This is a genomic window from Rhizorhabdus argentea, assembly GCF_037861105.1.
GTDB classification, from domain to species: domain Bacteria; phylum Pseudomonadota; class Alphaproteobacteria; order Sphingomonadales; family Sphingomonadaceae; genus Rhizorhabdus; species Rhizorhabdus argentea.
This window is the reverse complement of sequence record NZ_JBANFK010000010.1, coordinates 78,742-103,645: the sequence shown is the minus strand read 5'-3', so window position 1 is coordinate 103,645 and position 24,904 is coordinate 78,742. Positions and strand designations below refer to the sequence as shown.

Sequence of the window (24,904 nt, the reverse complement as noted above, 5' to 3'; positions counted from 1 at the left end):
GTCTCCGTGTTGGTCGTCTCATATCTCGTCGGTCGCATGAAGCCGGTTCAGCCTGACGATGACGGCGGGTGGACCCTGCGGCCCGGCTGGGTCCTCAATACCCTGTTTTGGGCGTGCACTATCTTCGTCATCTTATTTTCCGTCGCATTGGCGAACATAACAAGCCGATCCGACTGGCGTGAACAGATTGTCCCCCTCATCCTTTTGATTGTCGGGTTCGGCGCAGGCGCGGTCTGGACGGGATGGACGGCATATGGCCGTGTCATAAAATGGAACGCAGATCAGATTGTCGTTCAACGCCGCCTGGGCCGGACAAGGTCATGGCCATGGTCCGCAATCCGCTCCTGCACCACGAATGCTTTCACAGCAGAATATGTGATCGTCTTTGACGATGCCGAAAAGCTACGCATTCCAACCTGGATGAAAGGCACCACCCAGCTAGTTCAGTATTTAGCAGATCGCGATATTAGATAAGCTCATCGACGCCGGATGTCCGCAGTTGGTCGCCTCCTGCCGTTCCATCCATTCTGGTGAGGTATGGCTGAGGTGGGTGGGTTGCGGACTGACAGCTTAGTGTTGTCATTGCTACGATGGCGGACTTTGTTTCGTGCTGTCACGCTGGAGAATGAAGATGATGACGGAATTAAAGGTTGGCGAGAAGTATCTCGTTGACGGATACCCCGCCACCGTCGTCGCCATCCCCGCTACGCGCGCATTGGCCCACGGGCATTGTGGTGGAAGACGATCAGGCGGGGTTGATCTATTATCCCGATCTGGTGGGCCTCCGGATCGAACCGATTATGCCATAGGGGTGGGAGAAGCCGAATAAGGCAGCGAAAGCGGCCGTTAGAGCTAGTGTGTTAGATCGCGAATAATTGAACCGTGGGACGGCCAACGATGAAACGTGCCAGCTATAACGATGAGCTAATGCGCGCCTTAGCACGTCCAGATGCCGACGACCTCCGAAAGGCGGTCGAAATCTACCACGAATATTACCGCACTTATGGGAAGGCGAAGGAGGCTTTCCTCAACGAACACGCGGACGCGATCGAAGCCTTCCATTTCACAGACGATGACCCAGAACGCGGCATCGCCTTAGTGGTATTGTCCGCATCAATGTCTGACGACGCAGACTTTCTCTTTTTGGTCGCTGCCGGGTCTTTGGAAGATGTACTCCGCAAGCCAAGCCGCGACATCATAGACCGGGTCGTCGCTGAGGCACGAAAAAATGCTCGCTTCCGCTGGATGCTGACGGGCATGTTTCTCCACGCGATCTCGGATGATGCGCGACCCCACATCATAGAAGCCATTGGGTCGATAACTGAGGCTGATCCCATGCCGCCAAGGTCCGTCTAACGGCTGCTTTCAGGGAATGTCGCGAAAGGTCGTCGAATGACTGACAATGCGTCGTGAGCTGCCGTTCAAACGATCTTGAGGAAATGGCAGATATATCACTGGGCACCTCGAAAGCCCCCTGACCGGACACAGCCCACGAACTGCTGGACTACTTTCCGGCACAGGCTGCCGGCCGGCCAAGCGCCCAGGTGCAGTCGCTTCATGACGCATAGTCCCCGACCGGGCTGGCCGAGAGCCGGCGATGAGCCGTCAGACGTCCACGAAACAGTCATCGCGATCTACTCCAAGTCCGGCGTGCGCGAGGCACCCTAGATGAGGCATGCCACGATAATTCAGCGGCCTTCGCCGGCTCCTCGCAGCCGTCCATCGCATTTGAGCCGAAATGCCTGCCGCTTCACACTTTAACAGCCTTCTTAATGGCCTTCAAAACTGCGGCAACTTAGCACATAAATTAACACGTTTTCTGAAAGAGCACGTTATTATCATGTAAGAACAGCTAGATAGCACACCATCGTTTGGTCTCATAACCTGAAGGTCACAGGTTCAAATCCTGTCCCCGCAACCAACGAACGCATAAAAGCCCCACCCGGAACCCGGGCTGGGGCTTTTGCCGTTTCTGCCGCGCTCGAGGAGGTTTGCAACAGCCGCCTCCCCTTCCGCCGTCAGCTCGCCCAGGAAGCTTGTCGCGACCGATGTTTCCGACTCGCGTTCATCGCGCAGCGGTGGCGCGACGCCGACTTCGCCGAACAACCGTAGAAGATCGTCGATACCTCCGCGCAGGAGATGATTGGAGGCTTTCCGAACGTTGCCAGCCGCATTGCCTGAGCGCATGGATCCGGGTTCTGATCGCGAAAGTCAGCGCGGCCAGGCAAGAGTTGTATAGACATCCGATAATGGCAAAAGAGGGGATTTGCGTGATCGACCAGCCGATCATCGCCGGCATCCGGATCACTGCTGTCTGAAACCGCGCACCGCGCCGATGCCGTTGGGGCAGGAGTGATCATGCCACGAAAATTACACTTCACCGTAAACGGGAATCATTTCACGCAAAATGGCGGTTTCCAGTCGCTGCTTCAGTTCACGCAGGCTGCGGAAGGGCTGGCTATGACTATATTCGCCTCGTCGATCATGTCGTCGGCATCGCGATGGAAGCCCATCCAGAACTGCCGCCGACGCCTTATACCAGCAAGAGCGAGTTCCAGGAGGTGTTCACTTTCATGGCCTATCTCTCTGCGGTGACGTTGAAGATCGGGTTCATCACCGGCGTGCTGGGTCTTCCGCAGCGGCAGACGGCGCTGGTGGCGAAGCAGGCCGCCCAGGTCGACTGCATGTCGAATGGCCGCCTGATCCTGGGTGTGGGCATCGGCTATAACGCCGTTGAATCTGGCGCGATGGGCGAGCACTTCAAGACGCGCGGCGCGCGGGTCGAGGAACAGATCGCTGTCTTGCGCGCGCTCTGGACGCGGCCGATCGTGTCGTTCGAAGGCAAGTGGCACCAGCTTGATCATGTGAATGTCAATCCTCTGCCGGTGCAGCGGCCAATCCCGATCTGCATGGGGGCGGGCCGGCCAGCCGGTGCCCCCGCCCAAGGTGATCGAGCGGATCGCCAATTATGCTGACGGCTTCATGCCCCTGTTCTGCATCAATGACGACAGCGGACGGCTGGAGGACGATGCGATCGCCTCCTTGCAAGAGATCGCGCGTGTTGCGCGCGACCACGGTCGTTATCCGCATGCGATGGGCCTGGAGATCGCGGTATATCCCGAAGACAAGGATGCCACCCGCGTGAAGCAGGACATTGCCTATCTCGAGTCGATCGGGGCCACGCATATTCATGTGCGGTTCCCAGCCACCGCGCTTGACGCGCAGATCGCCGGCCTGCGCGAGTTCGCAGCCATCCGCGACGACTATCTCGCCGGCCGCAAGTGAAGGACGAAGCATGACGTTGATCCTGCAAGCGCGCGTAGGTTCGATCCTGACCCTGACGCTGAACCGGCCCGAAAAGCGCAATCCGATTTCCGACCCCGACATGATCGACGCCCTGACCGGCGCGCTCATTGCCGCCGACGAGGATATTGCGGTTCGCGTGGTCATCTTGACCGGCGCAGGGAGCGCATTCTCGTCTGGAGGCGACGTCGCGAAGATGGTGCCAGGCGGGGGACTGCGGGATGCCCTGCCGGCGCAGACACGGCGCAACTATCGTACGGGTATCCAGCGCCTGCCGTTGCTGTTCCAGGCGCTCGAAGTTCCAGTGATTGCGGCGGTCAACGGGCCGGCAATCGGTGCCGGCTGTGATTTGGCGTGCATGTGCGACATCCGTATCGCCTCCGACAAGGCGCGCTTTGCGGAGAGCTTCGTCAAACTGGGGATCGTACCGGGCGATGGCGGCGCGTGGCTGTTGCCGCGCATCGTCGGGTTTTCAAAGGCCACGGAAATGGCGCTGACCGGCCTGCCGATCGACGCGGCCGAAGCGCTGGCATGCCAACTGGTATCGCGTGTCGTGCCGGCGGACGAACTCCTCGCGGTGGCGATGACGATCGCTGAAGCCATCGCTGTCAATCCGCCCCATGCCGTGCGCATGACCAAGCGCCTGCTGCGTCAGGGGCAGGAGGCGAGCCTGTCGGCGGTGCTCGAAATGTCGGCGGCCATGCAGGCGCTCGCGCACCAGACCGCCGACCATGACGAGGCCGTGGCGGCGTTCCGCGATCGCCGATCAGCCAGCTTCGAAGGCCGCTGATCGGCGCGATTCAACAGCAACAACAACGCCTTGTCCAGGCAAGGCCGCTCGCGCCGCCGATTAGGCAGCAGGCCTCAGTGACCCTCGGCGTCGATGGCCGCGGCGATCTTTTCCGCCGTCATGTAAACCGGGAAATTGGTGTTCGCGCTCGGGATGGAAGGGAAGCTCGCCGAGCAAATTGGCGGCCGCTATGGCCGGCTCGACTGCCTGGTCAATAATGCCGGCGTCGCGCGCGTATCGACGATCGAGGATAATAGCCTCGAAGATTGGCGACGGTTGATGGCAGTCAATGTCGACAGCATGCTACTCAGCCTGCGTGCTTTACTGCAGCTGCTCCGGACATCCGGCGAGACAGGTCGGGAGGCGCGTCGGTGGTCGATATCTCGTCCGTCGGCGGGATCGGTGGCGCGCCATTGATGACTGCCTATTGCAGCAGCAAAGGAGCAGTACGGCTCTTCTCCAAGAGCGCGGCCTGCGAGTTTGCGGCGCTCAAATATAATATTCGCGTGAACTCGGTTCACCCCGGCGGGGTAGAGACGTGGATGATGGACGAGATCGTCAGCCGTTATGTCTCGCTGGGTCTCGCACCTGATGAACTGACGGCGCGCACGCGCGTCGAGGCGCAGCACCCGCTCGGCCGCTGGGGCAAGCCGGAAGAGATCGCTGGCGGGATCGTCTATCTCTGTTCCCCGGCCGCGAGTTTTGTGACCGGCGCAGAGCTCGTGATAGATGGCGGCTTCACCTCGCACTGAGGGCATTGGGTGGGCAAGTTCAGAGTCGGGCTCGGCTTGTGCATGTTTCCGCAACCAAATCGAACCAATTACACATAGCCCACTCGGCACACGCCGCGTGGGCCGCTTGCGTCGCGGCATACCGCGCCGGTCTCATTGAGAGCCAGCGGCGTACTTCGACGCGAATCCTCTTCCCGAACGATATGTGCCATGATAGGAGGAAATGGAATTTACATTCCATATACGAGGTTTGCTGATGTTTCAGATTGCTTTGATCGGCGCGGGTCGAATTGGTAAGATCCACGCTGCCAATATCGCCGCAAACCGGCGCCTGTCGCTGGCCTGCGTCATCGACCCGTTCAGTGGTGCGGAGGACTTGGCTCGCGCTTTTGATACGACGGCTGCGAACGTGGAGCGAGTATGGTCCGATCCCGCTATAAGCGGCGTCGTGATTGCAAGCTCGACCGATACCCACCTCGACTATACGCTGGAGGCAATCCGTGCGGGCAAGCACGTCTTCTGCGAAAAGCCGCTGGATCAGGATGTCGCGCGCGCCGCCCGCGTCAATGAGGCACTCGTCGGTAGCGATCAGCGCGTTCTGTTGGGCTTTAACAGGCGCTTTGATCCGAACTTCGCGGCTCTCCAGCGCCGCCTGGCGCAGGGGGAGGTCGGCCGGCTGGAGACGCTTCATATCATAAGCCATGATCCCGCGCCGCCCCCGGCGACGTACATCAAGAGTTCGGGTGGCATCTTCAAGGATATGTCGATCCACGATTTCGACATGGCCCGCTGGCTGCTGGCCGAAGAGATCGAAAGCGTTTTCGCATCCGCGTCCGTGTTGATCGACCCGGCGATCGGCGAAGCCGGCGACTTCGACACAGCCAAGGTCGTGCTCCGCACGATCAGCGGTAAGCTTTGCATCATCTCTAACAGCCGTCGGAGCGGGTACGGCTATGACCAGCGGATCGAAGCGTTCGGGTCCGGAGGGATGATCCGCGCCGACAACAAGATCGAGACGACCGTACAGAAATGGACGGAAGGCGGTGCAGCGGCGGACTCTTTCCAGAACTTCTTTCTGGAGCGCTACGCCGAAGCCTACGCTATCGAGATGGACCATTTCGCCGATGTTATCGAACGCAAGGCGATGCCCCTTGCCGATCAACGTGACGGAATCGCTGCCTTGGTGCTAGCCGAGGCTGCCGAGCGATCCGCACGAAGCAACCAGGTCGTTAACGTGCTGCGAGGTGATGTGGCGTGATGCAACAGGTGTCGGAGACGATGACGCAGGCCGCGCAACGGGCGGAGCCCCGGTCGGCGGCCGCGAAGGGCATTTTTCCTGGCGTGCCGTTCCGGCTCGCCGCCTCGAGTGAAATGCTTTTCCTCGAGCTCCCGCTGCTTGAGCGTGTGAAGCGTATCGATGCGGAGGGCTTCTTAGTGGAGATCTGGGATTGGACGCGCCACGATATCGAGGTTTTGGCGGCCAGCGGTGTCACCTTCTCCTCGATGACCGGATATGTGCGGGGTCGACTTGCGGATCGGGACGGCTCCGAGGAGCTCATCGCGACCGCAAAAGAGTCGATCGCCGTCGCCAAGAGGCTCGGCGTGCCTCGCCTGAACCTCCACGGCACGGGCCTTGGCCCCGACGGGTTGCCGCTGATGCCGGCCGCCGAGGTGACCGGTGCCATGTGGCTGCACGCCCGTGATACTTTGCGGCGTCTGGCCGACCTAGGCGAACAAGCAGGGGTTATGTTCGTGCTTGAGAACCTCAACGCGGCGGTCGACCATCCGGGCGTGCCGTTCGGGCGAGCAATCGACTGCATAGAGTTGGTGGCATCGGTCGATCGGCCCGCGGTCCGGCTCATGCTCGACCTTTACCACGCGCAGATCGGCGAAGGTAACCTGATCGAGTTGTGCCGTCAGGCACTTCCCTACATAGGGGAGATTCAGGTAGCCGACGTGCCGGGCCGATGTGAACCCGGGACAGGAGAAATCAATTATCCGCGTGTCGCGCAGGCATTGTCGGCAATGGGCTATTGTGGGCCGGTGGGGCTCGAAGGATGGGCGACAAGCGATAGCGCCTTGGCGCTCGAGGCATTCCGGACGGCATTTCGCGTTCCGCAGTGCTGACGCGGTCGCCCGGCAAGGGGCGCGGCGCCGGATCGGGGATCGCCCAAGCTTAGCTATCTGCAGTCAGATGAACCATCTGACTGCTCGGAGATCGCGCAAAAACAACCGCCTGGAGCGGCCGATCGGTGCGATGGATCGGCCGCTTTAGCGCCAGGCGGGCGCCTGCGAGTCCACAATGCTCGCGCGCTTGAAACCTGCTCGCGCGCACGCCCTGTCGAGGTAGGCGCGGACGTTGGGTCCGAAATTCGCGCCAAGACCAACAACGCGGTCCGCGAGATACAATGCGTAGGCAATCGCGATGTCCGCGATTGTGAACCGCCCGGCGCACAGCCACTCCCGATCCGCCAGTGCTGACTCGACGGCCCTGAGCCGGCCATTGAACCACTTTTCGTAATCTGCGGCCGGCCGCTCGGCCCGGTTCTCAGGCGCTTCGAGCTGTCGGTATCTCAACACGATGGTCTGCGGGAAAGTTAGCGTCGCGTCGCTGTAGAACAACCAGTTCAGGAACAGCGGATAGTCTCTTTCATCCGGAGATAATGCCAGAGGTGTCGGACCGTAGCGCGTGGTCAGGTATAGGCAGATAGCAGTCGACTCCGTCATCCGGACCTCGCCGTCCACCAAAAACGGAATGGTGCCGATCGGATTTATGTCGAGATACTCCCTCGCCAAGGCTCGGGGTGGGAAAGGAAGCATGACCGGCTCATACGGGATTCCCATCTCCTCCAGTGCCCAAAGCGGCCGCAGCGAACGCGTCTCACGGCAATGATAAAGCTTGAGCATGAACAGCCTTTCAGCGTGGAAGCTGGGGTCAATCAGGTGTGTGCAGGCAGCCGCCTATGGGCCGGGGCGACTTTGCCGGCCGATCTGCGACCGCTGGAGATGAGTTCGCAGGTCTGGCGAACACCCTCTCCTAGTGACGGGCAGCTGTCATCTCTCCCCGAGATCGGCGATCATTGCCTCGCGCAGCAGGTATTTCTGGACCTTGCCGGAGACGGTCATCGGGAAGGCCTCGACGAAACGGACGTAGCGGGGCACCTTGTAGTGGGCGATCTGTCCACGGCAGAAGGCAATGATCTCGTCGGCATCAGCCGACACGCCGGCGCGGAGCTTGATGCAGGCGAGCACCTCCTCGCCGAATTTTGCGTCGGGGACGCCGATCACCTGCACGTCCTCGACGGCCGGGTGGGTGTAGATGAACTCCTCGATCTCGCGTGGGTAGATGTTCTCGCCACCGCGGATGATCATGTCCTTGATGCGCCCAACAATGCGGCCGTACCCCGCCTCGTCGATGACGGCGAGGTCGCCGGTGTGCATCCAGCCGTCGCGTACCGCGTCGGCGGTCTTCTCGGGGTCGTCCCAGTAGCCGAGCATGACCGAATAGCCGCGCGTGCACAGCTCGCCCGAGTGACCGCGCGGCACGGTCTCGCCCGTGTCTGGATGGACGATCTTGACCTCGAGATGGTTCTGGACCCGCCCGATCGTGCCGACGCGTCGCTCCAGCGGATCATCAAGTGCGGTCTGGAAGCTGACCGGGCTGGTTTCCGTCATGCCGTAGGCAATTCCGACATCGCGCATGTGCATGCGGGTCATGACCTTGCGCATCACCTCGACTGGGCAGGGCGAGCCGGCCATGAGCCCGGTGCGCAGGCTCGACAGGTCGAAGCGGGCGAACTCAGGGTGCTCGAGGGCGGCGATGAACATGGTAGGCACGCCGTGCAGCGCGGTGCAGCGTTCGGCCTCAACCGCCTTGAGGACGGCGAGCGGCTCGAAGCCGGCCGACGGGTAGACCATCGTCGCGCCGTGAACGAGGCAGGCCAGGTTGCTCATCACCATGCCGAAGCAGTGGTAGAGCGGGACCGGAATGCACAGCCGATCGCCTTCCTGCAAGCCCATTGCAAGACCGCAGAAATAGGCGTTGTTGAGCACATTCCTGTGCGACAGTGTCGCGCCCTTGGGTGAACCGGTGGTCCCGCTGGTGAACTGGATATTGATCGGGTCGTTCGGCTGAAGACCCGCGGCGATGGTGGCGAGTTCCTGCTCGGACGCATCCGTCCGAAGCGCTGACACCTCATCGAACTCGAGCCAGCCGGGGCGATGATCGCCGCCGATCTTGATGATATGGGCAAGCGCCGGCAGGCGATCGGACATAACCGCGCCCGCCGCGCCCGCGACCTCCGGGACCAGCGCCTCCACCATGGCGATATAGTCGCTCGTCTTGAAGGAAGCCGCGCAAACGAGCGCCTTCGCGCCGACTTTCCGCAGCGTGTATTCGAGCTCGGAGGGGCGGTAGGCTGGATTGATGTTGACCTGGACCAGGCCGGCGCGGGCGGTGGCGAACTGGGCGATGGTCCACTCGGCACAGTTCGGCGCCCAGACAGCAACCCGGTCACCGGGACGAAGTCCGAGCGACAGCAGTCCTGCCGCGAATGCATCGGCCGCCGCCTTGAGCCCAGCCCAGGACAGGCGGACATTCTGGTGGCGCGACACGAGCGCCTCGACTTCGGGCCAGCGCTGTGTCGCCAGCTCCAGCGCTTCGCCGATCGTATGCTCGAGCAGCGGCGGCTCAGGGGCGCCGCCGACATGGCTGAGTTCATCGATGCTCATAGCGCACCAGTTGTTTCAAGGACCGTAAGTCGCAAAGGATTTGCTCCGAAAACAGGGCGGCCCGGATAGCCACAGCAGCCAGCAACTGGAGCGCGCGGGTGGCCAAGGCAAACTTTTTATGGAATTCAGTCGCTGTCCGGCGGCGCGTCCACCAGCAGGTGGAACGCCGCCTTGACGGCGGGCTCGGAATCGGCGCTTGACCCATGTGCCTACCGGCGGACTTCACCGAAGCTCGAAGCACACACCGAGATTGCGTTGCCAACAAGCAGGCGCGCCATGCACCGCGTCATGTTCATCTTTTTTTCCTCACCTGGAAGCGGGCATTATACTGGCGCACACGTTCACGTGCCGTTCCGATACTCCATATCCATAGAATATAGGTTCTATAAGTGTCCATAGTGGATGTCGAGGACCATCCCGTCAGTTGACCCAAGTTCGCCGGAAAACCTTATGCCGTTTTTTCTGGCAGGCCTGCGCTCCTCCGAGGGGCGGTGGAATATTTATTCCATATGAATTATTGACAGAACTTATCTTTGGATAGATACCGCGCCAATGGAAAGAGGAGGCTAGGAATGGCCGATCAGGCAATCGTCGGGCCAGAAATCTTGGAGAAACAAGGTTGCCCGCAGAGGACGCGGCGCTTGGCGCTCCTCCTGTTCCTCGCCTACGCCTCGCTCATTACCATCTTCCAAGGCATTCAGAATATCCTGTTGCCGCCGGTGGTGCAGAAGCTGGCACCGGACGCCAAGATCAGTACGCTCGCCCTTCTCGCGACACTCGCCTCCGTCACCACCGTTGTAGCGCTGTTCGCCGGAGGAGCGATCTCGGACCGCACACGGAGCCGGTGGGGCCGCCGGACTCCTTCCCTGGTCCTGTCATGGCTGGCGAGTGTCACGCTGTTGCCGCTGATGGGCATGGCCGGGTCGGTCACCCAACTCCTCGTCGTGATGCCGATTCTGTGGTTTGCGCTGAACTATTATCAGTCGGTTCTGCTGGCAGCGTTGCCCGATCGCATCCCCAAACATGAACTCGGCTTCGCCTCGGCGGCGATCGGCCTCGGCGCGCCGGTCGGCATTTTCGGCGGGGTGAACATCGGCGCCTTCGCCCCCACCATCATGCTGGGCTATGTTTTCCTTGCGGTTCCGTTCACCATCCTCACCTTTTGCCTCATTCTGCTGGAGCCCGAGCCGTCGTCGTTCGGCGAGCCGCTGCCGCCCAGGCGGAGCCTTGTGCTTCGAAGCATGCGCGAGCAGTTCTCAAGCCTCAATGATCGCAATTTTGCCTTGGCCCTGGTGTCGCGCTTCCTGATGTTCCTGTGCTACTTCAGCGTCAACGGTTACGTCTTCTACGTGCTTCAAGATTATGTGGGGGCAGCGCAACTGCCTGCACACAGCGTCAACGTCGGCGTCAGTACCGTCATGAGCCTCATGACGCTCTCCTGGCTCGCGATCACGCCAGTTATCGGCTTCGTCGCGGATCGGTTCCGCCGAACCGCATTCATAGTGGCGACAGTGGCCTTCGGAGCCGGTGTGGTGACCCTGCTTCCGGCGGCGTCGAACGATTGGACGGCCATGCTGCTGTTCGGTCTCGGCACCGGCCTGATGTTCGGCACATACTTCGTCCTCGACCTGAAACTCGCGACGCTTGTTCTACCATCTCCCGACACCGCAGGGCGAGATCTCGGGCTGTTACTGGCAGCCGGCTCTGCGCCGGGCGTATTTTCGTTCGCGGTAGCGGCTTCGCTCATCGCGTTCAGCGGCTATCCGGTACTGTTCGTTTTCGGGGCTATCGTTGCCGTCGCGGGGGGCCTGTGCGCTATCTTCATCCGGGTGCGCGGCTAGAGCATTTCCTAAGCCGCTGTAATCACTTGATCAAAAGATTAGAGCAGCCGAACCGATGCGATCGGATCGGACTTTGCTCTAATACTCCCTCGTTTCTCTCGGACGGCCTATGCGTTCGCCGCTTCCCTCGCGAGAAGCGCCTTGAGGCGATCGACGACCGTAGCGGTTGCTTCAGCCGCCGCCGGCACGAGCGCCGACAGATTGGGGAAGCCGTGGGTCAGGTGGTCGAACTCGACGAGGTCGACCGGCACGCCCGCCTGCCGCAGCCGATCGGCATAGGCGACAGCCTCGTCGCGCAACGGATCGACCGCCAGCACGACGACGACAGCCGGCGGCAAGTTGTCGAGGCGTTCCGCGGCAAGGGGCGAGATGCGCGGGTCGGCAGGGTCCTGCCCGCCGCAATATCCTCCCATGATCTGCGGGAAAGCCTCGGTGCGCAAGCTCGGGTCTGCGTTGGCGAGGCGAGACGGATAGCCATCCGCATCGCTGCGAAGATCGACGGCAGGGTTGAAGAGCAACTGCGCGTCGAAGTTCCTGCTGGCGGTATCGCGCAGTTCCAGCGCGATGGCGGCGGCCAGATTGCCGCCGGCGCTCTCGCCTCCGATGACGACCGGGTGCGCCGCGCCGCCCAGTTCGCCGACATGGTCCAGGACCCAGCGCGCGGCGGTGAGTGAATCCTCCAAGCCGGCCGGGAATGGATGCTCGGGTGCCAGCCGATACCCGCTCGCGACGACGACCATCGAGAGATCGCGCGTCAGGCGGCGAGCCAGCGGTTCGATGAAATCGATGTCGCCGACTGCCCAACCACCACCATGGAGCAAGTGCAGTGTGCCCCGGGGCGGGCTGGCCGGACGGAAGATGCGGATCGGCACGCTGCCACCTACGCCGGAAAGCGCGCTGTTCTCGACGGCGCCGACATCGATTGGCCCCTCCGGACCATGAAGAAGCAGTGCCATAGGCGCTGTTTCCTTTCTCATCGCTGCGAAGTCGATCTCCCCGGAAGCGATCGGAAGCTGGTCAAGAATCTGCTGGAGGACCGGATCAAGGGCCATGGCGTCACTCTCCTGAGGTTTGCGGGCGCACAATCCAGTCGTGCGCGGGATCATTTGCGAAAACCCAGTTCCGACGAGGGCCTGCCATCACGTTCAAATAGTAGAGATCGTAGCCGTGCGGGGCACCGACCGGATGGTAGCCACGCGGCACCATGACGACATCGCCGTCTTCGACCGCGATCGTCTCGTCGATGGAGCGATCGTCGGTGTAGACGCGCTGGAATGCGAACCCCTGCGACGGCGACAGCCGGTGGTAGTAGGTCTCCTCGAGGAAGGTCTCCTCGGGATAGGCGTCGCGATCATGCTTGTGCGGCGGGTAGCTCGACCAGTGACCGCCGGGCGTGATCACCTCGACAACCAGCAAGCTCTCGGCCTCCGCCTTGTCGTCGAGGATGTTGCGTACGAAGCGTGTGTTTGTGCCTTGCCCCCGCGTTTCGAGGCCAACCTCCTCTGGCGGGATCAGGCGCAGCTGGCTTTTGCCCGTGGCGGGGGCGGTGCAGATAGCGATCTCGGCAACGCTTCCCGCCTCGATCCGATAGGCTGTTCCAGCCGGCACATAGATTGAGGTGGCCGGACCATCGAAAACATCGGCGCGCCCACCGACCCCGGTGAAGCGCTCATTGCCGCCGATCAGGTTGATCGTGCCCGAGAGAATGACGAGACAAGCCTCGCGGTCATGCTCGATGCCCTCGTAGGTCTGGCCCGGCATCAGCCCTACGACTCGAAAACCGACGTAACGCCAGCCCGCACTCTCCGGCGTGATGTCCAGCACGACGCCGCTTGCGTCAGGCGTTTGGCTGCGGACGCGGAGGCTCATGCTACCAGGCCAGCATCTCGGCCGAGACGCTTTAGCGTGTCCAGTCCGAGTTGCTGATATGAACGCGGGTTGGCGACCGCAGGATCCTGCTCCGCCTCGATGACGATCCAGCCCGTATAGTCGGCTCGGGCAAGCGCTTGCATGAACGGCGCATAGTCATAGTCGCCATCTCCGGGCGTCGTGAACATGCCGCCGACCACCCCATCGAGAAAGCTGGTGCCGTCGGCAAGGAAGCCCTTGTGGCGCGCGGCGCGCACATCCTTGCAGTGGATGTGGTTCACGCGTTCCAACCGCTCGTGGACGACCGTGAGCGGGTCGATGCCGCCGTAGAGCGCGTGACCGGTGTCGAGCACCAGCCCGACATGGTCTTCGGTCACCTCGAAGAAACGGCGGAGTTCTGCGCCGGTTTCGACGACGGTGCCGAGATGGTGGTGATAGGCGAAGCGCAAGCCGCGTTTGTTGACATAGGCTGCCACTGCGTCCAGCCGCTTGCCGAAACGCACCCAGTCGTCGTCGACGAGGTGCGGGTGCGTGTCGAGCCGGCTTGATCGATCGCCATGCACTGCGTTGGAGGTTTCGGCGAGGATGAACACGCTCGACCCCATCGCTTCGAGGAGTGCCAGATGATCCGCCATCGCTTCGATCTCGGCGTCGGCGTCGCGGACCAACAGGTTCGAGGAGTACCAGCCACCGACGATGTCGAGGCCGTATCCCGCCATGATTGGCTTCAGCGTGGCTGGATCGCGGGGGAATTTGTTGCCGAGCTCGACACCGTCGAAGCCGATCTCCTTCACGTCGGTCAGCAGGGCGTCGAGAGTCGTGTCGCCGCCGAGCTCGGGCAGGTCGTCATTGGCCCAGGCGATCGGACTGGCGCCCCAGCGGATTGTCATCGCGATTGTCCCTTCTTCATCTTTTCATAGCTGGCACGGGCGGCCGCGACCTCGGCTCGCGTCGAGACCTCGGGCACTGCGACGTCCCACCAGTGGCCGCCAGCCGCGGTCGTGATCATCGGATCGGTGTCGATCACGATGACATAGCTCTTCGTCGAAGCTGCAGCGCGGGCGAGTGCCTCCTCCAGGTCGGCGATGCCGGCGACCTTCTCGGCGTCGGCGCCAAGGCTGCGGGCGTGGGCGGCGAAGTCGATCGCAGGCAGCGCCTCGTGCCGGGTATCGGCGAGCAGGTTGTTGAACGGCTGCCCGCCAGTGGCCTGCTGCAGCCGGTTGATGCAGCCATAGCCGCCATTATCAAGCAGCACGACGGTGATCTTGGCGCCCAGCATCACCGAGGTGGCGAGCTCCGAATTGAGCATCAGGTAACTGCCATCGCCGACCATGACGAACACGTCGCGCTCCGGGTTGGCCATTTTGACGCCGAGTCCGCCGGCGATCTCGTAGCCCATGCACGAATAGCCATATTCGACATGGTAGCCGCCAGGCATCTTCGTGCGCCACAGCTTGTGCAGTTCACCCGGAAGGCCGCCGGCGGCGCAGACAACCACCGCATCGTCGGCCGCCTGCCGCCACACGGCGCCTATCACTTGCGCGTCGGAGGGAGGCGCGTCGCCTGGAGCCGTCGCAGCGTCGAACGCCCGGTTCCACTCTGCGACGGCCACCGCATTGGCCTCCTGCCATGCCTGGGGCGCCTGCCAGCCGGGCAGCTTCTCCGCCAGCGCTGTCACCACGTTGCGGGCGTCGCCGACAACGCAGCGCGCGCCATGCTTCGCAGCATCGGCAGAGGCGACATTGACCTGGAACAATGTCCCGCCGAACAGCGTGCGCGAGCCGGTGGTAAAGTCCTGCAGCCGTGTGCCGATGCCGATGACAAGATCGGCTTCGCGCGCTGCGCGATTGGCGGCGCTGGTGCCGGTGACGCCGATCGAGCCGAGTGCCTGTGGGTGATCCCAGACGAGCGCGCCCTTTCCTGCCTGGGTCTCGGCGACCGGAATGCCTGCCGCACCGGCGAATGACGCCAGCGCTGTCTCGGCACGCGAGTAGAGTACGCCGCCGCCAGCGATTATCAACGGGCGCCGGGAGGCGCGGATCGCTTCGACAAGCGCGTCGAACTCCGCTTCGTCGGCGCCTATGCGCCGCTGCCGCCAGAGCCGCGGCTCGAAGAAGCTCGCCGGATAGTCGAACGCCTCTGCTTGCACGTCCTGGCAGAGAGCGAGCGTTACCGGGCCGCATGTGGCCGGGTCCGTCAGAACCGCCATGGCGCGCGGCGCGGCGTCGAGGATCTGTTCTGGCCGGGTGATGCGATCGAAGTAGCGGCTCACTGGCCGGAAACAGTCGTTGGCGCTCACCGTCGCATCACCGAAGTCCTCGATCTGCTGGAGAACGGGATCTGGCCGCCGGCTGGCATAGATGTCCCCGGGCAGGAACAGCACCGGCAATCGGTTCACGTGAGCCAGCGCTGCGGCGGTCACCATGTTCGTCGCGCCGGGCCCGATTGAAGTTGTGCACGCCATGGCGCGCTCGCGGCGGTTGGCCTTGGCGAAGGCAATTGCTGCGTGCGCCATGCCCTGCTCGTTGTGGGCACGGAAGGTCGGCATCGTGTCGCCGATGCCGGCGAGCGCCTCGCCCAGCCCCGCGACATTGCCGTGGCCAAAGATCGCCCAGACGCCGGCGAAATATTGTAGCTCCTGGCCATCGACCACGACGCGCTGTGCCGCCATCCAGCGGACGAGGGCCTGCGCCATGGTCAGCCGGACGGTTGGCCCGCTCATGCCGCCTGCTCCCGCCGCGCCGCGCGCCATCCTTCGACGAGCACGCCGAAATTGCCCGCCATCTCGGTGATCGCGTCTTCGTCGTCTATCTCGCCTTTGAGCCAGCGGGCGGCCGGCCCGGACCAGATGGTCCGCCCGACCGCGAAGCCTTTGACAAGCGGGCTCGTCACTGCGGCGGCGAAGCTTGCCAGCAGCGCGGATTCGGTCGCCGCCAGGCCGAGCAGCACGATGCCGCGGCAATGCGGGTCGCGCGCGTCGATTACGCGCTCGATTGCCGCCCAAGCTGCGGGCTCGCCGGCGGGCTCGAGCTTCCACCAGTCCGGATACACCCCGAGATCATAGATGTGCTCGACGACGCGCGCCACCGTGTCGTTGGCGACCGGACCGTGATTCGAGGCGATGATCTCGAGCAGCAGCTCGTGGCGCGTGTGCCGGCAGGCCTCGAACAGGCGGAGGATCTGGCGGTCCTGCTGCGCTCGCAGCTCGGCGGGATCGTCGGGATGGTAGAAAACGAGGCATTTGACAACATGATCGAGCGGCCAATCAGCGAGAATCGTCGCCGCCTCAAGCCCTTGCTCGAACATGAGCGGTCGCGATCCGGGCTGCTCGATCGGGCGGCCGATCCAGTACGGCGTGTCGGCTGCCGCCTCGAGCGCGCGCATGCCGTAGCGTCCATCGGCGAGGAGTCCGAAGCTCGGATCATCGCCCGCCACCCGCGCGATAGCTTGTAGCGCCAACTCCTTGAAGCGCGGCACTCGGTCGAGATCAGCCGTTTCCAGTGTTGCCACAAGGTCCTCGAACTGGCTGCGGTGGTCGATCGCGAGCACGGTCAACTCGCTGTAGTCCGGCTTGCGGTTCGTCGCCCAGTGCGTCTGCTTGAGCGCTGCGCTGTCCCGCAGTCGCCGCGGCCAGTCGCTGCGCGACAGGAATTGCCGGAGCTCGTCCCAGCTTGGCTCAGCAGGCGCGCAGCCGTGCCGTGACACGACAATGGCGCCGCACGCGTTGGCGTAGGTGCAGCAAAGCTTGATCGACTCGCCCCGGAGCCAGCCGCGCAGGAAGCCCGCCATGAATGCGTCACCCGCCCCGAGGACGTTGAACACTTCGATCGGGAAGCCTTGGCCGATGACGCCCTCATCGAGGCTGTCCGGCACCGCGCCCGGAAAGGCGACACAGCCCTCGGCCCCACGCTTGCACACCAGCAACGCGTCGCTCGCGGCGCGGATCGTGCGGAGCGCCGCGATGGTATCGGTCGTGCCGCCGAGGATGTGGATCTCCTCCTCCGTGCCGACGATGAGATCGCAGAGCGGCAGCACGCTTTGCAGCTGGTCGGTCACGATCGCGCTCGCGATGAAGCGGTCCTCGCCATTTTCCTTTTGTGCCAAGCCCCACAGGACTGGCCGATAATCGATATCGAAGATGACCTGCCCGCCAGCCGCCTTCATCGCCCGCGCGGCCTTGAGGCTCGCCGCATGGACGTCGGAACGCGACAAATGCGTACCATTGATGAGAAGCGCGCCAGCCGAAGCGACGAACTCCGTGTCGATATCGTCTTCGCACAGCGCCATGTCCGCACAGTTTTCCCGGTAGAAGATCAGGGGAAAGCTGTCGGGATCGCGGATGCCGAGGACGACGAGCGCCGTCAGCCGATCAGGATCGCTGATGACGCCAGACACGTCGACACCCTCACGGATCAGCTCTTCGCGGATGAAGCGCCCCATGTGATCAGCGCCGACGCGCGTGACGAGTCCGGCCTTCAGACCGAGACGCGCGGCTCCGATCGCGGTATTCGTCGGGCTGCCGCCAACATATTTCGCAAACGACCCCATGCGCTCGAGCCGACCGCCGGTCTGCTCGCCATACAGGTCGACGCTCGACCGCCCGAGCGTGATGAGATCCAGCGCATGTTCGCCGCCATGCCTGTTGGTCACTTCATTTCCCTTTTCATGTCCGTCCCCGAGCCTAGCCCGCGGGCCACAGCCCGCGGACGTTCACGCGTCTCAAGCAGCTTCAAGTTAGACGCGATCCGATGCTGTGCTGCTCTGGAGGCGTGCTTCGGCCTCGCGCAGCATTTGCTGCAGGGCAGTGACCGTCTTGTCACATGTCGTGGTCGCCACCGCATTTCGAAGATTCCGCACATAGCTGCGCAGGGGGTCGGCGTTTTCCGATCGTGGCGTTATATACGCGTTCATCATATAGCCTCCGCGTTACATCCGCATTTGATTAACTCGACGTCGCTCACGTCGTCAGTCCGCCGATCCGGCCAGGATATCAGCCACCACGCTCCAGCTGCGGGCCTGTAGCGAAAGCCTTTCTGCATCGGCGAGGAGTTGGACCATGCAGACGAACACCAGTTCGTTGGTAGGGTCGACCCAAAACCAGCACCCCGCCGCGCCGTCCCAGAAATAGGTGTCTCGACCGAGGGCGACGCCGGCGGTTTGCGGGTCGGTGACGGCAATGCCGTTGTAGGCATATTCGTAGCCGGGGCGCAGCCAGTGTGGCGCCGTGCCGAAGCCGCCTGTCAGCAGATGGGGTGGCGTGTGGCTGCGCGTCATCAGCGAGACGGCCTCGGGGCTGAGGATGCGCCGGCCATCAAGCTCGCCGCGCCCGAGCAGCATCCGGCCGAAGCGAAGATAATCGGGCGCAGTCGACACCAGCCCGCCACCGCCCGAGGCGAGGATGGGGGGCTGGTCATAGGGAAGCACCAGATCGCTCGGCGACAGCGCGGCGACGTTGTCATAGTGGAGGCTGTCGGATTGGGCGGTCATTTCGACCAGCGCGTCGTCCGCAAGCGCGTAGAGGGCGGCGAAGCGGTCGCGCTTGGCCGCCGGTACAAAGAAGTCGGTGTCGCCCATGCCGAGTGGCGCAAAGATGCGCTCCCGCATGAAGTCGCGCAGGCGCATGCCGCTCAGGCGCTCGACGATAATCCCCTGCACGTCCATGGCCACGCTGTAGCGCCAGCCTGCGCCCGGCTCGAACGCCAGCGGAACCTTGGCCAGCCGTCCCAGATACTCCTCAGCGGTGATATCGTGCGGGATGACCGGAACGCCGGCCGCTTGGAAGGCGCGGTCGACCGGTTCGTCCGTAAAGCCATAGGAGAAGCCCGACTGGTGCGTCATCAGATGCTCGAGCGTCGGCGGCTCTTCCGGGGCGGCGAGCAGAGGGGCGCAGTCGGGCCCGATCCCGCGCAGCACCTGGAGGTCGGCCAGTTCGGGGAGGTGCTTGGCGATCGGGTCCGCGGGCGACCATTTGCCCTCGTCCCACAATATCATCATCGCGACCGCGGTGACCGGCTTGGTCATCGAGAAGAGCCGGAAGATATTATTCGTCTGCATCGGCTCGGCGATCGCTACGTCGCGCCGACCGATCGCCGAGGCGTGTGCGACCGTGCCTTTATGCCACGCGACCGTGACCGCGCCGCTCAGCAGCCGGCGGTCGACCACGTCCTGAATTGGCGCGTCAACAGCAGGCCACCGTGGCGCTGACCGAGCTCGTTCCCGCAAGGCTGATTCGGGACCATGGGCCATCGCTGATGTCACGAGACGCTCCTCGAATGGAATGTATTTTCCATTCTATAGAACGTCAGAACGCAGGATGCAAGTGGCGCGGTTGCGCTGCTTCCAGCCGCCGCTAGCTGGCCGGCGACGCCGGCTCGGCCTTGCGGGCTGCCAGGCCAATGGCGAGCGATTGCGCCAGGCACATCGAGGCGGCGAGCGAACGGAATCCGCGTACCTCCGACTCCCGAACCTGAAGCACAAGGGTCGCGTCCTTGGCGATCGGCCCAATGACGCTGTCGGTGATCGAGACGACGGGGCAGCGTCCCTTGGCCGCTTCGACGACGGCCACGGCCTCCGGGCTGTAGGGCGCGAAGCTGATCGCGACGATCACGTCGCTTGCGTCGAGGCCGCGGGTCTGCTGGAGATGGAGCCCGGCGAGGCCGTCGACGAGCACGGTGCGCTTGTTGGTCTGCGCCAGCAGATAGGCCAGGTAGCTCGCGACCGGGAAGGATCGGCGGAAGCCGACGATGAACACCGTGCCGGCGCGGTCGAGCAGATCGATCGCTTCGGAGAGCTCGCGCAGACCGAGCGCGTGGTTAAGGTTTTCGAGCGCAAGGATGTTGCCCTCGACGAACTCGGAAAGCAGCTGCCGTGGTCCCTCCATATCGTCGGCAACCGAGTAGCGGTGCTGGCGGATGCGTTCGGCGTAGCCGAGCGAGCGGTCCTCCCGCAGCAGGCCATCGCGGATCAGCCGCTGCATCGGGCTCGCTCCGGAAAAGCCAAAGGCTTGAGCGAAACGGACGATCGCCGACGGCTGGACGTTGCTTCGCTCAGCGATGACCGCGAGCGTTTCGAATGCCATGTCGTTGGGTTCGTCCAGGATATGGCGCGCGATCCGCTGCAGCCTGTCGCTGAGCTCGTCGTAGCGATCACGAATCGCAGTGAGGAACTCGTCCAAGGCACGGGGTGGCGATGTTGTTTCGGGGATACTCAATCACTTCCTCCCACAGCATGTTGCAAAACATTTGTTCCGGCTAGCGGCGCAATGAGTAGCGTGTTCGGAAAGATGTTCCAAGCAGCCCTGTGCCCAACAGCGTAGTCATGGAATTTCGGGTTATGCATAGTGTCGGGCTGTGCCACGGCAAGCCGAGCCGGCCGTGCCATGCGGCTCGTCCTTTTTGACCATGCGGCCCGGCCCTTTTCGTGGCCGGCGGCGGGCCGCCCGCAAAAAGTGTTCTACATAACATATTGACCGAATTTATGTTCTATGCAAAAGGGGCGCGACACGCGGCGCGGTACCGCCCGGACAATGGGCGGGCGCGCGAGCGTATCCAGGGAGGATTCGGATGAAGGTCAAGGTAGTTCTGCTGAGTGGCGCGGCTCTTGCTGCGGCCACTGCGGCATTTCCGGGGTCAGCGCGCGCGCAGGCTCCATCGCCATCAAACGCCGCGGCTGCACAGTCCGGCGATCGCTCGGAACGCGGTATTCAGGACATCATTGTCACCGCACGCCGTCGCACTGAGAGCATCCAGACGGTGCCCGTGGCGGTAAGTGTGGCGAGCGCTGCGACCCTCCAGGAACATCAAGTCCTAAACGCGTACCAGCTTGTCAACCTGACGCCGAGCCTGCAGGTTCAGTCGGGACTGCTCGAGGCTGGCGCTGTCAACTTCACGATCCGCGGCATCGGAACGACGCCCGTCGGGCCGCAGACCGAGTCCAGCGTCGGTATCGTCATCGACGACGTTGCGATGGCGCGGCCTCAGTTTGGGAACATCCAATTCTTCGACCTTGATCGAGTCGAAGTCCTGCGGGGGCCGCAGGGTATGCTGTTCGGCAAGAATGCCTCTGCGGGCGTCATTAACATTGTAACCACGCAACCGAAGATCGGTCGCACGGAAATGCTCGTCAATGCCGAGTATGGGAACACGACAGCGCCCGGGTCCGGAAACCTCGCCTCATTGCAGGCGGCCGCCAATTTGCCCGTGAGCGCGAACTCTGCGCTTCGGTTGTCGGCGTTTGTAACCAGACAGGATGCTTTCGTTAAGGATCTCACTCAGGATCAGGATCTTGGCAACACGTCTTACGGCGGACGTATCAAATATCTCTGGGAGCCAACCGAGGCGGTCCGGCTGACTTTGGCTGGGGATTATCAACACAGTAAGGGACGCGGTGACGGCGTTTTCGTCCATAGCTATACCGCACCTGGCGGACTCATTGCGACTATCAATGCCGCAAATGGCATCACGGCGTCACCAACCAATAATCTTGTTGCGACCGATGGTCTCGGCTATCTCGTCTCCAGGGTCTACGGCGGGCAGCTTAAGGCCGAAGTCGACGTCGGCAGTGGGTTCACCTTGACCAACATCCTGGCGCATCGAAAGTATCGCCAAAGAATGGCGTCACCAATTGACATAACCACGGCAGATATCTTTAATACCAATCATGGTGGTTACAACTATCGCCAGACGACCGAAGAGCTTAGGTTGTCCTCGCCTGCGACCGGTCGTTTCAGCTTCCAGGTAGGCTTGTTCTACCTTGATCTTCGCGCCAATCAGAATCTGCTTCAGGGCGCGAACCTCGGCCTTCCCGTCCCGCCCGGCTTCTCCTCCTTTGCGGGCGGCTTTCTCGACCAAACAGCCGGGACGAAGAGCTATGCCGGATTCTTTGAGGGGCAGTTCGAAATTTCGGACGCGCTAAGACTCACGGCCGGGGCTCGTTACACCCATGACGACATTTCCTTGCGCGACAAGATCACCAACCCGTCGGCACTCTTACCGCTGTATCCCAACATCGACTTCGATGTTTCAACGAAAGAAAACAACCTTTCGTATCGGTTCGGTATTGACTACGACGTTGCGGCTGACGTGCTGGCATATGCAACCTACTCACGTGGATACAAAGGCCCAACCTTCGATCAGCTTAGTGGCGCGCGGGTCGCTCCCGAAATCCCAAAGAGCATCGAAGTTGGTTTAAAATCTACTCTGTTCGACCGGCGCCTCCGATTGAACATTGCGCTGTTCGATACCAAATACGACGGCTTCCAGACCCTTGCTCAGGCGCCGGGCCTGTCAGCTGGCTTCGTTACCCTCAATGCGGGCCAATTGAAGACACGGGGTGTTGAAGTCGAATACAGCGCTTTGCTGGCTGAAGGACTAAAACTGTCCGGTGGCGTAACCTACAACAATACCGAATATAAAAACCTCACCAACGTGCCATGCTACTATAGCCAACCGACGGGAACGAGCGGGACGAATGTCTGCAGACCAGGCGGCACTACCGATGTGAGCGGAAATCAGCTCGCAAATGCGCCACGTTGGTCAATGAACAGCACGGTTCGCTACGAAAGGCCCGTCTCTGGAAATTGGGTTGGCTTTGCCCAGGGCGATATCTATTACCGCACGTCTGCATATTTTACTCAGACACGCGATCCGCAAACGCGGGTCAAGGGCAACGCGATTGTAGGCCTCTCATTAGGAGCTCACACCGCCGATGATAATCTGACCCTCACTGCCTTTGTGAGGAACCTCTTCGATAAGCGCGTTCCTACTTACATTATCGCAGATCCGGTTGCGACTGTTTACACTGGCCCGGCGGGTGTTCCCGACGCTGCGCTTGGGGGAGTTTATTGGCATAATTTTGGCCCAAACTCCTATCGTACGATAGGTGTGACGCTGAACTACCGCATGTAAAGCATCCACCAACGCCGGGGCGAGCCCCTATACTCGCCCCGGCGGAACGGGATGAGCCTGCGTCATTTGGGATGGGCACATGACTGCAATATCGGCATGGCAGCGCGTCGAAGAGCTTCTTGCACTCTATCGCGCTGAAGATGCGTGCGCGGCGGCGCTGCTGTGCGACCGGCATGAGTCCGGCGCGCTCGCATATCGAATCATCGCCCCTGATCTTTCGGCGCAGGATCTGAGCTACGGGGAACTGCGGCACGAGTCTGAAAAATTCGCAGCTGCCCTGCGGTCGCTCGGCATCGGACCCGGCGACCGGGTGGGAACGTTGATGGGCAAGAGTCGGCGGTATCTCATCACGCTGATGGGCATCTGGCGGCTGGGCGCGGTGCATGTGCCGCTGTTCACCGCCTTCGCTCCCTCGGCGATCGCGCTGCGCCTGACCGGCAGCGATGCCCGGGCAGTGGTCTGCGATTCAGCACAGCGGGCGAAGCTCGCACCCGGCGACGAGATGCCGGCCGATCCCCGGTGGCGCGTGATCACCACCGGATTGGCCGACGATGGAGCGCTGTCGTTCGATGCGCTGATGGCTCAAGCAGAGCCGGGTTTTCCCGCCGCTATGATGGGCGGCGATGCACCTTTCATCCACATCTACACCTCGGGCACGACCGGAAGTCCGAAGGGCGTGGTCGTGCCGATGCGTGCGCTTGCCGCGTTCCGCACCTATGCCGAATTCGGCTTCGACCTCAGATCGGACGACGTCTTCTGGTGCGCCGCGGACCCAGGCTGGGCCTATGGCCTCTATTTCGGCGTCCTCGCGACCTTCGCCACCGGCACGCCCGGCATCCTGCTGGAGGGCGGCTTCTCTCCGGAAACGACGATGGCGGTGCTGGCGAGCGAGGGCGTGACCAACTTCGCCGCGGCTCCGACCGTGTATCGCGCGCTGCGCAGCTCGGGCCTGGCACCGCAGGCACCGCTGCGCCTTCGGTGCGCGTCGAGCGCGGGTGAGCCGCTGACCCCGGAAGTGAACGGCTGGGCCGAACAGCAGCTCGGAATCACGGTGTACGATCATTACGGTCAGACCGAAGCCGGGATGCTGATCAACAACCACCATCACCAGGCAGTCCGGCGCCCAGTCAAGCCGGGATCGATGGGTCACGCGATGCCCGGCTGGAGGGCTGTCATCCTCCATGGGGAGCATGACCAGGAGGTTGGGCCGAACCAGATCGGTCGTGTAGCGATGGTGGTCGCCGAAAGCCCGCTCGCCTGGTTCAAGGGCTATGATGGCGATCCGCGCAAAACAGCCGAGAAGTTCGCCGCCGGCGGCCGCTGGTACCTGACCGGCGATACGGGGCTGGTCGACGACGACGGCTATTTCCACTTCTCGGCGCGCGACGACGACGTGATCATCATGGCCGGATACCGGATCGGCCCGTTCGAGGTGGAATCGGCAATGGCAACCCACCCGGCCGTGGCGGAGTCGGCGGTTATCGCCGTTCCGGACGAAGTCCGCGGCGAGGTGATCGAGGCCTATGTCGTGCTGCGCGAAGGCCATTCCCCCGCGGCAGAGCTCGAGCGCGACATCCAGCAATGGGTAAAGACCCGCTATGCCGCCGATGCCTACCCACGCGCGGTGCATTTTGTCGATGCGCTGCCCAAGACGCCGAGTGGCAAGATCCAGCGATTCGTCCTGAAGGAGCAGCGGCGGCAGGAATTGGAGGCGGCTCGGTGAATGTGCGGGCG

22 protein-coding genes are annotated in these 24,904 nt (G+C 62.6%); 12 read left to right on the top strand and 10 right to left on the bottom strand.

The window, feature by feature from the left end; translation table 11 throughout:
* The first annotated feature begins 6 nt into the window (after nucleotides 1-6).
* Together AAC645_RS11465 and AAC645_RS11460 are read left to right on the top strand one after the other, a co-directional pair.
* A complete protein-coding gene (locus AAC645_RS11465; RefSeq protein WP_340316127.1) occupies nucleotides 7-474 on the top strand; it encodes a hypothetical protein in 468 nt (155 codons plus the stop codon).
* A 423-nt stretch (nucleotides 475-897) separates the two neighbouring features.
* Entirely contained in the window at nucleotides 898-1,356 is a 459-nt protein-coding gene (locus AAC645_RS11460; RefSeq protein ID WP_340316126.1) for a DUF6869 domain-containing protein, read from the top strand.
* A gap of 543 nt (nucleotides 1,357-1,899) precedes the next feature.
* On the opposite strand, the gene AAC645_RS11455 is transcribed toward AAC645_RS11460, so the two are convergent.
* Nucleotides 1,900-2,106 carry a hypothetical protein gene (locus AAC645_RS11455; RefSeq protein WP_340316125.1) on the bottom strand — a complete coding sequence of 69 codons (207 nt, stop codon included), beginning with the start codon at nucleotides 2,104-2,106 and terminating at the stop codon, nucleotides 1,900-1,902.
* Between the two features lie 263 nt (nucleotides 2,107-2,369).
* Between AAC645_RS11455 and AAC645_RS11450 the strand changes: the two genes are divergently transcribed.
* The 7 genes from AAC645_RS11450 to AAC645_RS11420 all read left to right on the top strand — a co-directional run bounded on the left by AAC645_RS11450 (nucleotide 2,370) and on the right by AAC645_RS11420 (nucleotide 6,951).
* A complete protein-coding gene (locus tag AAC645_RS11450) occupies nucleotides 2,370-2,975 on the top strand; it encodes a TIGR03619 family F420-dependent LLM class oxidoreductase (RefSeq protein WP_340316179.1) in 606 nt (201 codons plus the stop codon).
* A complete protein-coding gene (locus AAC645_RS11445) occupies nucleotides 2,947-3,285 on the top strand; it encodes a hypothetical protein (protein WP_340316124.1) in 339 nt (112 codons plus the stop codon). Before AAC645_RS11450 ends, AAC645_RS11445 begins: the two co-directional genes overlap by 29 nt.
* A gap of 10 nt (nucleotides 3,286-3,295) precedes the next feature.
* The gene (locus AAC645_RS11440) at nucleotides 3,296-4,093 is read left to right on the top strand and encodes a crotonase/enoyl-CoA hydratase family protein (RefSeq protein WP_340316123.1); all 798 of its coding nucleotides are present in this window, start codon (nucleotides 3,296-3,298) and stop codon (nucleotides 4,091-4,093) included.
* Nucleotides 4,094-4,231: 138 nt separating this feature from the next.
* The gene (locus tag AAC645_RS11435; RefSeq protein ID WP_340316121.1) at nucleotides 4,232-4,510 is read left to right on the top strand and encodes an SDR family oxidoreductase; all 279 of its coding nucleotides are present in this window, start codon (nucleotides 4,232-4,234) and stop codon (nucleotides 4,508-4,510) included.
* Entirely contained in the window at nucleotides 4,465-4,845 is a 381-nt protein-coding gene (locus AAC645_RS11430; protein ID WP_340316119.1) for an SDR family oxidoreductase, read from the top strand. Before AAC645_RS11435 ends, AAC645_RS11430 begins: the two co-directional genes overlap by 46 nt.
* Nucleotides 4,846-5,080: 235 nt before the next feature.
* On the top strand, nucleotides 5,081-6,082 hold the full coding sequence (gene iolG, locus AAC645_RS11425; protein WP_340316118.1) for an inositol 2-dehydrogenase: 1,002 nt from the start codon (nucleotides 5,081-5,083) through the stop codon (nucleotides 6,080-6,082).
* Nucleotides 6,082-6,951 (top strand): TIM barrel protein, encoded by an 870-nt coding sequence (locus tag AAC645_RS11420; protein WP_340316178.1) that lies wholly within the window; start codon nucleotides 6,082-6,084, stop codon nucleotides 6,949-6,951. The genes iolG and AAC645_RS11420 overlap by 1 nt, the downstream gene beginning before the upstream one ends.
* A gap of 144 nt (nucleotides 6,952-7,095) precedes the next feature.
* On the opposite strand, the gene AAC645_RS11415 is transcribed toward AAC645_RS11420, so the two are convergent.
* Together AAC645_RS11415 and AAC645_RS11410 are read right to left on the bottom strand one after the other, a co-directional pair.
* Complete coding sequence (locus tag AAC645_RS11415; protein ID WP_340316117.1) at nucleotides 7,096-7,731, bottom strand: glutathione S-transferase family protein; 636 nt, start codon at nucleotides 7,729-7,731, stop codon at nucleotides 7,096-7,098.
* Between the two features lie 147 nt (nucleotides 7,732-7,878).
* Nucleotides 7,879-9,555 (bottom strand): AMP-binding protein, encoded by a 1,677-nt coding sequence (locus tag AAC645_RS11410; protein ID WP_340316116.1) that lies wholly within the window; start codon nucleotides 9,553-9,555, stop codon nucleotides 7,879-7,881.
* Between the two features lie 572 nt (nucleotides 9,556-10,127).
* On the opposite strand from AAC645_RS11410, the gene AAC645_RS11405 reads away from it, so the two are divergent.
* A complete protein-coding gene (locus AAC645_RS11405) occupies nucleotides 10,128-11,396 on the top strand; it encodes an MFS transporter (RefSeq protein ID WP_340316115.1) in 1,269 nt (422 codons plus the stop codon).
* A gap of 107 nt (nucleotides 11,397-11,503) precedes the next feature.
* Here AAC645_RS11405 and AAC645_RS11400 read toward each other — a convergent pair whose 3' ends face one another.
* The 7 genes from AAC645_RS11400 to AAC645_RS11370 form a co-directional block, all read right to left on the bottom strand.
* Entirely contained in the window at nucleotides 11,504-12,352 is an 849-nt protein-coding gene (locus AAC645_RS11400) for an alpha/beta hydrolase (RefSeq protein ID WP_340316114.1), read from the bottom strand.
* A 100-nt stretch (nucleotides 12,353-12,452) separates the two neighbouring features.
* On the bottom strand, nucleotides 12,453-13,265 hold the full coding sequence (gene iolB, locus AAC645_RS11395) for a 5-deoxy-glucuronate isomerase (RefSeq protein ID WP_340316111.1): 813 nt from the start codon (nucleotides 13,263-13,265) through the stop codon (nucleotides 12,453-12,455).
* A complete protein-coding gene (gene iolE / locus AAC645_RS11390; protein ID WP_340316109.1) occupies nucleotides 13,262-14,155 on the bottom strand; it encodes a myo-inosose-2 dehydratase in 894 nt (297 codons plus the stop codon). The genes iolB and iolE overlap by 4 nt, the downstream gene beginning before the upstream one ends.
* Complete coding sequence (gene iolD, locus AAC645_RS11385) at nucleotides 14,152-15,987, bottom strand: 3D-(3,5/4)-trihydroxycyclohexane-1,2-dione acylhydrolase (decyclizing) (protein WP_340316107.1); 1,836 nt, start codon at nucleotides 15,985-15,987, stop codon at nucleotides 14,152-14,154. The genes iolE and iolD overlap by 4 nt, the downstream gene beginning before the upstream one ends.
* Nucleotides 15,984-17,915 carry a bifunctional 5-dehydro-2-deoxygluconokinase/5-dehydro-2-deoxyphosphogluconate aldolase gene (locus AAC645_RS11380; protein ID WP_340316105.1) on the bottom strand — a complete coding sequence of 644 codons (1,932 nt, stop codon included), beginning with the start codon at nucleotides 17,913-17,915 and terminating at the stop codon, nucleotides 15,984-15,986. The genes iolD and AAC645_RS11380 overlap by 4 nt, the downstream gene beginning before the upstream one ends.
* Before the next feature lie 315 nt (nucleotides 17,916-18,230).
* A complete protein-coding gene (locus AAC645_RS11375) occupies nucleotides 18,231-19,427 on the bottom strand; it encodes a serine hydrolase domain-containing protein (RefSeq protein WP_340316103.1) in 1,197 nt (398 codons plus the stop codon).
* Nucleotides 19,428-19,614: 187 nt separating this feature from the next.
* Nucleotides 19,615-20,475 (bottom strand): MurR/RpiR family transcriptional regulator, encoded by an 861-nt coding sequence (locus AAC645_RS11370; RefSeq protein WP_340316101.1) that lies wholly within the window; start codon nucleotides 20,473-20,475, stop codon nucleotides 19,615-19,617.
* 352 nt (nucleotides 20,476-20,827) lie between these two features.
* On the opposite strand from AAC645_RS11370, the gene AAC645_RS11365 reads away from it, so the two are divergent.
* Nucleotides 20,828-23,170 (top strand): TonB-dependent receptor, encoded by a 2,343-nt coding sequence (locus tag AAC645_RS11365; protein WP_340316099.1) that lies wholly within the window; start codon nucleotides 20,828-20,830, stop codon nucleotides 23,168-23,170.
* A gap of 79 nt (nucleotides 23,171-23,249) precedes the next feature.
* Nucleotides 23,250-24,893 (top strand): AMP-binding protein, encoded by a 1,644-nt coding sequence (locus AAC645_RS11360; protein WP_340316097.1) that lies wholly within the window; start codon nucleotides 23,250-23,252, stop codon nucleotides 24,891-24,893.
* Nucleotides 24,894-24,904: the final 11 nt, after the last annotated feature.